At 44.6% G+C, this 11526-nt stretch carries 11 protein-coding genes; 1 reads left to right on the plus strand and 10 read right to left on the minus strand.

Annotated features, from left to right (window positions below; translation table 11 throughout):
• Window positions 1-7 precede the first annotated feature (7 nt).
• The 6 genes from panC to mazG all read right to left on the minus strand — a co-directional run bounded on the left by panC (window position 8) and on the right by mazG (window position 4970).
• On the minus strand, window positions 8-850 hold the full coding sequence (gene panC / locus AC0KVP_RS13780; protein ID WP_473337350.1) for a pantoate--beta-alanine ligase: 843 nt from the start codon (window positions 848-850) through the stop codon (window positions 8-10).
• A gap of 3 nt (window positions 851-853) precedes the next feature.
• Window positions 854-1663 carry a 3-methyl-2-oxobutanoate hydroxymethyltransferase gene (panB, locus tag AC0KVP_RS13785; protein ID WP_004692301.1) on the minus strand — a complete coding sequence of 270 codons (810 nt, stop codon included), beginning with the start codon at window positions 1661-1663 and terminating at the stop codon, window positions 854-856.
• A gap of 36 nt (window positions 1664-1699) precedes the next feature.
• Window positions 1700-2188 carry a 2-amino-4-hydroxy-6-hydroxymethyldihydropteridine diphosphokinase gene (folK, locus tag AC0KVP_RS13790; RefSeq protein ID WP_004692303.1) on the minus strand — a complete coding sequence of 163 codons (489 nt, stop codon included), beginning with the start codon at window positions 2186-2188 and terminating at the stop codon, window positions 1700-1702.
• Window positions 2185-3654, minus strand: a complete 1470-nt coding sequence (gene pcnB / locus AC0KVP_RS13795) for a polynucleotide adenylyltransferase PcnB (RefSeq protein ID WP_473337352.1) — start codon at window positions 3652-3654, stop codon at window positions 2185-2187. The genes folK and pcnB overlap by 4 nt, the downstream gene beginning before the upstream one ends.
• A gap of 137 nt (window positions 3655-3791) precedes the next feature.
• Window positions 3792-4190, minus strand: coding sequence for a ComEA family DNA-binding protein (locus AC0KVP_RS13800; RefSeq protein ID WP_473337355.1), 399 nt, complete (start codon window positions 4188-4190; stop codon window positions 3792-3794).
• A gap of 18 nt (window positions 4191-4208) precedes the next feature.
• Window positions 4209-4970 carry a nucleoside triphosphate pyrophosphohydrolase gene (gene mazG / locus AC0KVP_RS13805; protein WP_473337357.1) on the minus strand — a complete coding sequence of 254 codons (762 nt, stop codon included), beginning with the start codon at window positions 4968-4970 and terminating at the stop codon, window positions 4209-4211.
• A gap of 118 nt (window positions 4971-5088) precedes the next feature.
• On the opposite strand from mazG, the gene AC0KVP_RS13810 reads away from it, so the two are divergent.
• Window positions 5089-5856 carry an SDR family oxidoreductase gene (locus tag AC0KVP_RS13810; RefSeq protein WP_473337360.1) on the plus strand — a complete coding sequence of 256 codons (768 nt, stop codon included), beginning with the start codon at window positions 5089-5091 and terminating at the stop codon, window positions 5854-5856.
• Between the two features lie 39 nt (window positions 5857-5895).
• On the opposite strand, the gene AC0KVP_RS13815 is transcribed toward AC0KVP_RS13810, so the two are convergent.
• Genes AC0KVP_RS13815 through cysM form a run of 4 tightly spaced genes read right to left on the minus strand, consistent with a single transcriptional unit; the run spans window position 5896 to window position 11404 of the window.
• Entirely contained in the window at window positions 5896-8202 is a 2307-nt protein-coding gene (locus AC0KVP_RS13815; protein WP_004979149.1) for a RelA/SpoT family protein, read from the minus strand.
• 33 nt (window positions 8203-8235) lie between these two features.
• Complete coding sequence (rlmD, locus tag AC0KVP_RS13820; RefSeq protein WP_010325927.1) at window positions 8236-9624, minus strand: 23S rRNA (uracil(1939)-C(5))-methyltransferase RlmD; 1389 nt, start codon at window positions 9622-9624, stop codon at window positions 8236-8238.
• A 6-nt stretch (window positions 9625-9630) separates the two neighbouring features.
• Window positions 9631-10452 carry a 3'-5' exonuclease gene (locus AC0KVP_RS13825; RefSeq protein WP_004692313.1) on the minus strand — a complete coding sequence of 274 codons (822 nt, stop codon included), beginning with the start codon at window positions 10450-10452 and terminating at the stop codon, window positions 9631-9633.
• A 22-nt stretch (window positions 10453-10474) separates the two neighbouring features.
• Complete coding sequence (cysM, locus tag AC0KVP_RS13830; RefSeq protein ID WP_005400763.1) at window positions 10475-11404, minus strand: cysteine synthase CysM; 930 nt, start codon at window positions 11402-11404, stop codon at window positions 10475-10477.
• Window positions 11405-11526: the final 122 nt, after the last annotated feature.

An 11526-nucleotide genomic window follows, 5' to 3' on the forward strand; every position in this document is an offset into this window, starting at 1 on the left:
AGCTTGATTAAATATGTTTCACTTTCAAGTTATCAATTAAACGAGTTGCCCCGAGTTTTGCCGCAACAAAAAGCACCACATCTTGGTCAAACGCATCTACGTTTTGCAATGCAGGCGTGCGTGCTTCCACATAATCCACAACAAAGCCAGCCTGTGTCAATGTCGCCTTTATATTTGCTAACACATCCGCTAAAGCTGTACCAGTTTGTAGCGACTGCTCTGCTGCTTTTAAGCTTTGATAAATGATCGGTGCCTTTTGACGGTTTTCTTCGCTTAAATAACCATTACGGGAACTTAAAGCCAAACCATCTTCTGCACGTGCAATTGCCACACCCATCACTTCAAGCGGCATATTCAAATCACGAACAAATTGACGAATCACGGCCAACTGTTGATAGTCTTTTTCACCAAAGAAAGCAAAATTAGGTTGCACAATATTGAACAGTTTCGTCACCACAACGGCGACACCATCAAAATGACCTGGGCGTTGTAGACCACACAAATCATTGGTGATATCTGAAACAGTAATATTGGTCAAACGTGGACTGTTGCCATACATTTGCTCAACCGATGGTGCAAACACGATGTCACAACCAACCTCGGCCAACAAGCGCTGGTCTTGTTCCAAGGTACGTGGGTAACTGTCAAAATCTTCATTGGGTCCAAATTGAATCGGATTCACAAAAATACTGACTACAACCACATCACAGAGTTTTTTCGCTTCGCGTACAAGGTTCAAGTGCCCCTGATGCAAGTTCCCCATGGTCGGGACGAAACCAATACTTTTTCGAGCCGTTCGCGCAGGGTTCAATGATGCTGATAGGCCTTGGATCGTGGTTTCAGTTTTCATGTTTTACAGCTCGACTTGGAATGTTTGTTCTTTCGCAGGGAATGAGCTATCAAGCACCGCTGCATGGTATGCCTTGAACGCATCCAAAATCGCCGTTTCCCCTGCTTGTTCTTTCATAAAGTTACGCACAAATTTTGCAACACGACCAAAAGTCAGTCCAAGCATATCTTGCACCACCAAGACTTGACCATCGGTATCCACACCTGCACCAATGCCAATGACAGGTACATGTGGGAACAACTCACTAATTTCTTTACCGAGCTGCGCAGGCACACACTCTAATAACAGCACCGCAGCGCCTGCATCGACCACCGCTTGGCAGTCCGCAATCAGTTGATCTGCCGCTTCACGTGTACGTGCTTGTAATTTATAGCCACCAAACACATGTACAGACTGTGGGGTTAAACCTAAGTGTACACATACAGGAATACCGTTTCGTGTCAAAACTTGAACCGTTTCAGCCAGCCATGCACCACCTTCAACTTTGACCATTTGCGCGCCCGCTTGCATCACCACTTTTGAGCTTTGCAAAGCATCATTTAAAGTGGCATAGCTCATAAACGGTAAGTCTGTCATGATCAAGGCATGCTGATTACCACGGCGTACAGCTGCGGTATGGTAAGCCATATCTTCAACTGTAACCGGCAAAGTGGAATCACGACCTTGAATCGCCATACCAAGCGAATCACCAATTAAAATGGTATCAATTTCAGCAAGTTCCATTGCCTTTGCCATACTTGCATCATAGCAAGTCAGGCAGGAAAATTTGCGACCTTCTGCTTTAAATTTTCTTAAGTCATTTAAACTAATCATCAAACTATTCCTTTCAACATCTTTAGCTCGGCTAAATTAAATCTCTGCCCAATTGCCTGCATCCAGCACGCTCAACGTGGGTTGTTGTACAACAGGCAACTGTTTCAACGCAATACCATCAATGTGTAAATTTGGGTCTAAATCCAGCAACGGAATCAACACAAAATCCCGTTCCATCACACCGACATGTGGCACGGTTAAGCGTTCATGCTGAATTTTCTCTTCTGCATAGATCAGTAAATCTAAATCTAAAGTGCGTTCACCCCAATGGCGTAAACGTACACGTCCCGACTCTTGCTCAAAACGTTGCAGCTCATCCAGCAAAGCCAACGGTGCCAAGTTTGTGCTGAGTTGCACCACGGCATTTAAATAATTGGGTTGGTCTTGCGGTCCCATCGGTGGGCTTTGATACAACTTGGAGATCTTCACATCGCCAAGACTAGCCAACTTGTGCACCGCTTCAGTCAAAATCACTTTAGAGTCGCCTAAGTTGCTACCTAGACCAATGTACGTGACGATGCTCATTGTGTCGGCCCAAAAATCACGCTGCTTAAATCACGTTGAACACGCTTACGTTTTAAAATCGGGTGATCTGCACCAATCTCGGTTGAGCTGTGACCTGTTCCCTTACCAGTCTGGGTACGAGCTTCAGCGTGTTGCTTCGGTTTACGTGCACGGCGACTGCGTGATTCTTGCTCTTGCACCAAAGGCTCAATTTCATGACTTACCGTTTTGGCAATCGCCGCTTCTTCAGCACTTGCTTTACCACTGCGACGTGATTTTGCACGTTGGCGATTATATTGACTAATGGCACGTTCTTTTTCATCGGTGCTCATCAACTGATAGGCATCCCACCACTGTCCCATGCCGAGCGTACCCTCATCACCGGATTTTTCGCGAAGCAATAAGAAGTCGAAGCCTGCACGGAAACGTGCATGGCTAGATAAGGCTTGAATTTGCTGTGCTTTCGGGTTGAGTAGTCGAGTTTGCATTTCCCACACCTCACGAATGAAGGTTTCAGCAAAACGTGGAATAATGGTCCGCGTGGCTTGGCGTTTTAATACATCAAGTCCCGCTTGTGCACGAGCTTCAGCCGCAACCACACCTTTACTGCTATAAAACTCACAACGCTCCAAGAACGGCTTCCATAACAACACCGCATAGAAAAATGCAGGATTGATGGTTTTGCCCACTTGAATACGCTGATCGGTATTTTTAGCGGCACGTTCAATAAATGGGGTGATATTCGGTTGGATATCTGCAAATAACTGCTTCCAAATGCCGAAATCGATCAACATTGGCAACACACGATTTAAATGTCCCATCGTGAACAGCTTCTGAGATTCATCATATAAACGGTGCGGCGAAACATCACGCAGCAACTGTGTCATTTCCAAGGTGAAAACGTCGAGAATTTGCTGATCGATTGAGAAGCCTAATTTTGCGGCAAAACGTAAAGTCCGCAGCATTCGCACAGGATCTTCTTCAAAACGCGTTTGTGCATCGCCCAGTAGACGTAAGGTTTTATTTTTAATGTCATCCACAGCATGACAGAAATCTAAGACAACGCCCTTACGTGGCTGATAGTACATTGCATTAATTGAAAAATCACGGCGAGCAAAGTCTTGCTCTATCGTACCCCAATTGTTATCACGCAAAATCATGCCTTGCGCAGAGGTGACTTCTTTCTTCGGCGGTGCACGGAAAGTTGCCACTTCAACCAACTCACGACCTGAATAGACATGAGCCAGCTCAAAACGGCGCCCGATAATACGGCAACGTCGTCCGAAAACTTCTTTTACCTGTGACGGTGTTGCATTGGTCACTGCATCAAAATCTTTGGGATTTAGACCAAGCATCATGTCGCGGACACCGCCACCGACGATATACGCTTCATAGCCTGCCTTAGTTAATGCATCGATCACATCTAAAATGTAAGAAGGTAATTGAGCGGTTGATAAACCACATTTTGACGCGCGCAAAGTTTGCAAAAGCCGCTGTCTCCTACGCCTAAACGTAAAATTCTAAGATGACGCTAATCATATATCTAACACAATCAAAGGGCAATTTGATTATCGAAAGCAAAGCAGGATTCTGATCAATTCACCAATAAATGACACCGCTTTTTTCACAAGCCCAAACGGGTTTTATTTTTTGCAAAAATTGCCGGTCCAATCCCGCGCACCTGTTGTAGCTCATCTATGGTCTTAAATGGCCCTTGTTTTTGGCGATAGGCCACGATTGCCTGTGCCTTTTTTAGACCCACACCCTGAAGTTGCTGTAGTTGATCGACACTGGCTTGATTTAAACTAATTTTATTTGCACCCGACACAGGTTGGGCCTGAACAGGAGACACAGCACGTTTCACGCGCTTTGGTGCTTGAATACGATCATCCCACGCCTGCTGCTCTGCTTTCCAGTTCAGGTAGTTCTGATCAAAAGACTGTGCATAACTGGTCGGCACCCAAGCCAGCAAACTCAGTAATAACAACGCAATGATCAACAAACTTACTTTTATTTTTATCAATTCAAGCCACCATTTTTATTATTTCAGTTGTAATTTGGCTTGCTCCCACAGTTGATCCATTTCTTCTAAAGACATCTGCTCTATCTTTTTTTGTTGTTGCAAAGCTTGATCTTCAATGAAAGCAAAACGAGTGCGAAATTTGTAAATCGTACTCAAAAGCGACATTTCGCTTGAGACGCCCAGTTTACGTCCAACATTGATCATTGAAAATAAACAATCGCCAAATTCATCTGCTATTTCATCGGAATTCTGCTGTTGAACCGCATATTTCAATTCAGCTAATTCTTCTTCAAGCTTGGCATAAGCACCGGCCACATCAGGAAAGTCAAAACCGATCTGTGCTGCATGTTTTTGAATCTGTTCCGCTTGTTGTAAGGCAGGGCCATGCTTGATGCTGTCTAATCGTGACTGTGCCTTACCTTGTTTTTCCTGTTGTTTAATTTGCTTCCAAAGCACGCCCACATCTTCGGCAGACAAAGCTGAAAACTGCTGTGCTTGAAAGACATGGGGATGACGACGAATTAGTTTTTCTGTGATGGCATGAACCACATCTTGAAAATTAAAAGCCCCTTGCTCGGCATACATCTGTGACTGGAACACCACCTGTAGCAGCAAATCCCCCAACTCATCACGCACCTCATCAGCTTTACCTGAACGCACGGCAGCTTCAACCTCATAAGCCTCTTCAATGGCATAGCGAGTTAAACTTTCCGGGGTTTGCTGTTGATCCCATGGACACTTTTCACGTAACTCACGCATCACGTTCAGCAATTGTTCCATGTTTATCTCTCTTCAAAAATCATATTGATAAAAATTACATTATGACGGCATTCATTTGTTATGCTCAATCCAATCACAACAATAACATCAAGAAAAAGAGCAACAAGGAGCAGTTTCAATGCGCAGTATTTTGATTAGCGGTGCAGCCCAAGGTATTGGTGCAGCCATCGCCCGCTTATTTTATGCACATCACTATAAAGTCGGGATTTATGACATCAATAGCGCTCAAGCCCAACAGCTGGCAGCTAGCCTCGGCCCAAATGCCAAAGCAGGACAGCTCGATGTTTCCAACTATCAAGACTGGCAAACTGCTTTAGCCGAGTTTGTCGCATGGGCAGGCGAGCTCAATGTCTTGGTCAATAATGCAGGAATTCTATTCTCAGGGCCTTTTGAACAAACAGAGATCGGGGCACATCACAAAACCATGTCGATCAATGTCAATGGTGTACTGAATGGTTGCCACGCTGCATTGCCCTACCTCAAACAAGCGAATTTTGCCCGCATCATCAACCTCTCTTCAGCTTCAGCCATCTATGGTCAAGCCGATTTAGTCTCGTACTCTGCCAGTAAGTTTGCGGTACGCGGCATCACCGAAGGCTTAGATACCGAATGGCAGAAATATGGCATTCGCGTATTAGATGTCATGCCGCTATTTGTACAAACTGCTATGGTGCAAGATATGCAAGCGAAGAGTATTCAAAACATGGGGGTACACTTAACTGCAGAAGATGTAGCGCAACACGTTTTTCAACGTGCTGTTGCAAAAGATACGGCACTCACTGCAACGCATCAAGCCGTGGGCGCTAAAGCCAAGCTTTTATTTCAACTGAGTAAAATCAGTCCCCAATTTCTCAATCGCCTGACCAATTTGTACCTTTCCAAATAAAAAAAGCCTGCAATTGCAGGCTCTTTCTTTTCAATTCGCTTAGTTACCTTGCACCAAACGACGCGCACTAATAATGCCTGGTTGTTGCTCTAATCGCGCCAACAGTTTTGATAGTTGCGATAAGCCTTTAACTTCAATCAACAATTTCATATTGGCAATACCGTCTGCTTCAGAGATGGTATTGACCTGACGAATATTGATTTGATCGGAGAAAATCACTTGGGTCAAATCTTTGAGCAAACCACGGCGATCATAAGCTTCCACCACAATTTGCACACTCTGACCACGCGTTGGCTGCATTTCCCAATCGGCTTCTACTGCACGTTCAGGTTCATTTTGAATCATGCGTAAGTAGTCAGGACATGCCACTTTGTGAATGCTCACCCCACGGTTTAAGGTGATATAACCCGCAATTGACTCACCATGCACAGGCTGACAACACTGCGCCACATGTAGCTCAACGTTATCTAAACCATCAATCAAAATGCCATGCGCTGACAAGGTATGACTAGCACGTGGATTCAATGTCGGCTTCAGCACCAGTTCAGGTTCGTCCTGATCCAAATGCATATGACGATTCACCTGATTGATCAAGGCATGCAGGCTAATGTCACCATTGACCAGTGCAATCAGAATATCTTCACCCGCTTTGACATTAAAATGATTGCAGTAATCATTCAAATCAATACTTTTTGGGTGAATTGCTAAACGTGAAAGTTCTTTGTTAAGCAGGTCACGGCCTACTTCCAAGTTTTTGCTGCGGTCTTGTTGTCTAAACCAGTGACGCAGCTTGTCACGCGCACGCGCCGTCTTGATATAACCTAAAGAGTTCACCAACCAATCACGGTTTGGCTCACGGTCTTTCTTGGTTAAAATCTCAACTTGCTCACCCGTTTTTAAGGTATAAGTCAGCGGAACATAGCGCTGATTCACTCGCGCGGCATAACACTTATTACCGACTTGAGTATGCACATGATAAGCAAAGTCGAGTACGGTCGAACCACGTGGGAGCTCTTTAATATCGCCATCACGGCTAAATACATAAATCTTCTCAAAATCCTCAAAATCTTGAATTTGCTCAAAATTTTCAGAGTCTTCATCCGACTTATGTACATTCGCATCATTGCGCTCTTGATAGTGTTCAAGTACTGCACGCAATGAATGTAAACGATGGTTAAAAGAGCGATCAGTATTCTTACCGCCCTCTTTATAGTTAAAGTGCGAACACACCCCAAGCTCTGCTTCTTCATGCATGCTCTTGGTACGAATCTGAACTTCCAGTGATTTGTTTTCCGCAATCACAGCCGTATGCAGTGAGCGGTAACCATTGGCTTTGGGATTGGTAATATAGTCATCAAACTGATGCGGTATATGCCGCCAAATTTGATGAACAATCCCCAACGAGTGATAGCACTCAGGAACCGTTTTAACCAAGACTCGAACGGCACGAATGTCATAGAGCTGATCGAAGCTCAGGTTCTTACTTTTCATTTTTCGATAAATCGAATAAATGTGTTTTACCCTGCCACTAATTTCAGCTTCAATACCATGCTCGTTCAAAGATGCACGCAATGTATCAATCACAAACTGAATATATTGCTCACGCTCCAGTCGCTTTTCATTCAGCAGCGTCGCAATTTCTTTATAGCGATCGGGTGCTAAATAGCGAAAGGCTAAATCTTCCAGTTCCCACTTTAACTGCGCAATCCCTAAACGGTGTGCCAGAGGTGAGTAAATGGTTAAGATTTCTCGTGCTACTCGCTCTTGACGTTCTTTAGATGAGGTCGCCAATTCACGCAGTGCATAAGTTCGCTCAGCCAATTTGATCAATACAACGCGCACGTCTTCCGTCACCGAAATCAACATTTTATAAATGCCGTTTAAGTGCTCGCGCTGATTGTTATTAAAGTGATCTTCGAGGCGTTTATTCTGCTCGATGAGGTCGGACAACTTACCCATAGCCAAAGTGCCTTTGACCAGTGCATGCACTTGTTCGCCAAAATGCTCTTGTACTTCCGCCAAAGGAATCACGCCTTCGCGTACACCACGATAGAGCATCGCAGCAGCCAAGGTGTCTTCATCGACATGTAGATGGGCCAGAATATCCGCCATTTCAATACCGGTATAAAAGGTATTGGAACGATGATTAACCGTGGTTTCTAACTCTTTTTGTAAAGTCAAATTGGCAACTTCTTCGAGTTGCTCAAGCTTCGCATCATCTAATATGCTTCGAACACGATCTAACCATTCAGCCAAATCATGTTGAGCTTGTTCGGCATGCTCTACAGTCGCCTCCTGAGACAACTCATTGAGTCGTCCAGGTAGTTGCTCACGTACTGTGACCATACCCTTCTCCTACACTTTTACGCTTCATATTCTTTAATCGTTTATCTCATTATCTTTTTCAAACAATGCTATCGACTCAACGTGACCTGTGTGGGTAAACATGTCCATCACACCGGCTTTCACTAATCGATAACCCTGTTGTACCAACAGCCCCGCATCCCTTGCGAGTGTCGCTGGATTACACGACACGTAAACGATTCTTTTTGCACCAAAGTTAGGCATATAATGCATTATTTCCTCTGCGCCTGCACGTGGAGGATCTATCAATAATGCATCAAATCCTTGATTTGCCCAAGAATGATGCGAGAAATCTTTTGTTAAATCTTGTGAAAAGAACTTCAACTGGCCAAGAGCATTGCGTTCCGCATTTTCTGCACCACGTTGAACCATTTCTTCACTGCCTTCAACACCAACCACTTGTCCTGTTGCTCCCACGCATCGAGCCAAAGGCAAAGAGAAATTTCCTAGACCACAGAACAAATCGAGAACACGTTCTCCTTGTTTTAAATCTAGCAAGTCACATGCCAATTTCACCATTTGCGGGTTAATGGTTGAGTTTACTTGAGTAAAGTCGTGTGGGTTAAATCCAAATGCCACATCAAAATCATTTAAACGATAATGTAAACGCATCTCTGCATGTTCATCATCCATACGCTTTAGACTGTCTGGGCCAGCAGCTTGTAAATACAACTGCCACCCTCTGTCTAACGCAAATTGTTTTAATCGGTTGACATCCTCTGTGTTTAATTTTTCAGTATGTCGCACCGTGAGGGCGATGTCACAATCCCCCATGGCCAATTCTATATGACCAATAGCCGCTTTGGCTGTTAGACTTTGGAGTAACTGCTTCAAGCGTGTGATTGAACCAAACGCTTGATCTAACACCAAGCAGCGATCAATTGAAGTTAGTTTATTGGTTTGACGCTCTCGAAAACCCACGACCAATTGATCTTTGTGCGGCAAATAACGCACCCCAATGCGTGCTTTACGGCGGTAGTCTTCACGTAAAGAGCGCAAAGGCGGCAACCACTCTTCAGGTTGAATCCCTGCAAAATGCTGCAAATGCGATTTAAGCACTTCTTGCTTTAAACGAATTTGCTCATCGGGATGAATGTGCTGCATATTACAGCCACCACAGCTTTTAAAATGCGGACACTTCGGCTCAACCCGAAAAGCAGAGGCTTCACTGAGGAGTTGAACAGCATCGGCTTCCTCTAAACGCTTTACCGCATGGGTAATCTGCGCTTTAACCGTTTCACCCGGCAATGCATAGTTAATAAAGACTTTTTTACCCTGCTTCTCTGCAGGATGGTCTGGATGCGAACCATAGTGCGCTATGCCGCGTCCTTCATGCGAAAGTGACTCAACCTGAAAAATATAACTGGGCTGTTGAGTTGGACGAGGTTTGGCTCTATGTTTCATGTGTACCTATAGATGGGAAGGGGAAAAATCGGCAGCGGTAAAAGCTGTCTGCTGTGAAGTCTCACGCCACACCGACAAAAAGTCTTGATGCTGCGGTTGAGCCTGTAAAAACTGGATGGTTTGATCGATAAAGTGACGGTGGTCTTGAGCGAGCAATTGCCCTTTGAGCAAGAGCCAACGCAAATACACCAACCATGTATTTAGCACATCACCTTCACAATAACTGGTGAGTTTGAGCCATTCCTGCGCCCGAACATATTCAGGTACATGATAAGCCCCATCGCCTCGTTTACCGGGATACCCCAATAAATGGGCAACATCATCTAGCTTTTGGAAATGACGTCCATTAAACATTGCCATCACATCCATCAGGTCGATGTGACGCTGATGATAACGGTTCTGATAGTTATTATAGCGCTTTTGTGTGTCAATTTCGCCTTGATCGAACAAAGCAGGTGCAGTTAAACCATGATACATAGCACGAAGCATGATTACAGGTAAGTCAAACTGAGCACCATTCCAGCTCACTAAAGTTGGTAAGCGCTTATCAAATATGGATAAAAACTTACTGAGGATTTCTGCTTCCGAATATTGCTCACGGCTAAAAGAAAAAAGTTTCATCTGGCCTTGGTCATCCAGCCATAAGCCTGAAATACACACAATTTCATGCAAAGCCAAACGCTGAAAATCCATGCCTGATTCTTGGCGACGCAATTTGGTCAGTGCCGCCTCCAAATCAGCCTCAGGCAAATCTAAACCATATAAATGCGCCCCCGATCTCAAATCTGTCATTGTTTCGATATCAAAGGTGAGAACGGGTAAACGCATAGCAGGACTCTCTTTTATTGTTTTATTCAGGATCGACCACAGAGAAAAGACCCGTCGATAAATAACGGTCACCACGGTCACAAATAATGCACGCAATGACAGCACCAGGGTTTTCTTCAGCAATTTTAATCGATGCCCACACCGCACCACCTGAAGAAGTTCCTGCGCTAATCCCTTCTTTTTGCGCCAATTTACGCATGGTTTTTTCCGCTTCAATTTGCGGAATATCAATAATTTGATCAATCCGACTGCGGTCAAAAATCGTTGGTAAATATTCTTCAGGCCAGCGGCGAATCCCTGCGATACTTGAACCATCCGATGGCTGTAAGCCAATAATTTGAATGTCGGGGTTCATCTCTTTGAGATATTTAGAGACCCCCATAATGGTACCTGTAGTGCCCATTGAACTTACAAAGTGAGTGATTTTGCCACCTGTTTGCTGCCAAAGTTCAGGCCCAGTCGTTAAATAATGTGCTTCAACATTATCAGGATTACCAAACTGGTTGAGTACGTGCCCTTTGCCTTCTTCTTGCATTTGCAAAGCCAAATCACGTGCACCTTCCATGCCCTGTTCTTTGGTCACTTCAATCAGTTCCGCGCCATAAGCACGCATTGCATCCTTACGTTCTTGGCTCATGTTGTTCGGCATAATCAGTTTCATCTGATAGCCACGCATCGCAGCAACCATCGCCAATGCAATGCCGGTATTTCCACTGGTCGCTTCAATCAAGGTATCGCCCGGCTGGATTTGCCCTCGCTTTTCCGCTTGCATAATCATGTTATACGCGGGACGGTCTTTGACAGAACCTGCGGGGTTGTTACCTTCTAATTTCGCCAATACTGTTGCTTGAGTGTGACTAGCCAGACGCTGTAAACGCACCAGTGGAGTTTTTCCAACATAGTGATCTAACAAAAATTCGTCTGCTTGAAAATCAGTGGATGTAGTACTCATTCTTTTTACCTTGATCGAGGTGCGCCTATTGTATGGAAAAATGCCAGTCCCTGCACCCATTTAGCGTGCTTTTTCGTGAAAGTGATTAAAGCACCATCGATTTTTTATAAAGCGTGCTACAC

The organism is Acinetobacter sp. DL27 (genome assembly GCF_055810995.1).

Bases quoted from the DNA above. Each gene is read 5' to 3' on its own strand.
- panC (WP_473337350.1), bottom strand. From the start codon at position 850: ATGAAAACTGAAACCACGATCCAAGGCCTATCAGCATCATTGAACCCT.
- panB (WP_004692301.1), bottom strand. From the start codon at position 1,663: ATGATTAGTTTAAATGACTTAAGAAAATTTAAAGCAGAAGGTCGCAAA.
- folK (WP_004692303.1), bottom strand. From the start codon at position 2,188: ATGAGCATCGTCACGTACATTGGTCTAGGTAGCAACTTAGGCGACTCT.
- mazG (WP_473337357.1), bottom strand. From the start codon at position 4,970: ATGGAACAATTGCTGAACGTGATGCGTGAGTTACGTGAAAAGTGTCCA.
- AC0KVP_RS13810 (WP_473337360.1), top strand. From the start codon at position 5,089: ATGCGCAGTATTTTGATTAGCGGTGCAGCCCAAGGTATTGGTGCAGCC.
- AC0KVP_RS13815 (WP_004979149.1), bottom strand. From the start codon at position 8,202: ATGGTCACAGTACGTGAGCAACTACCTGGACGACTCAATGAGTTGTCT.
- rlmD (WP_010325927.1), bottom strand. From the start codon at position 9,624: ATGAAACATAGAGCCAAACCTCGTCCAACTCAACAGCCCAGTTATATT.
- AC0KVP_RS13825 (WP_004692313.1), bottom strand. From the start codon at position 10,452: ATGCGTTTACCCGTTCTCACCTTTGATATCGAAACAATGACAGATTTG.
- cysM (WP_005400763.1), bottom strand. From the start codon at position 11,404: ATGAGTACTACATCCACTGATTTTCAAGCAGACGAATTTTTGTTAGAT.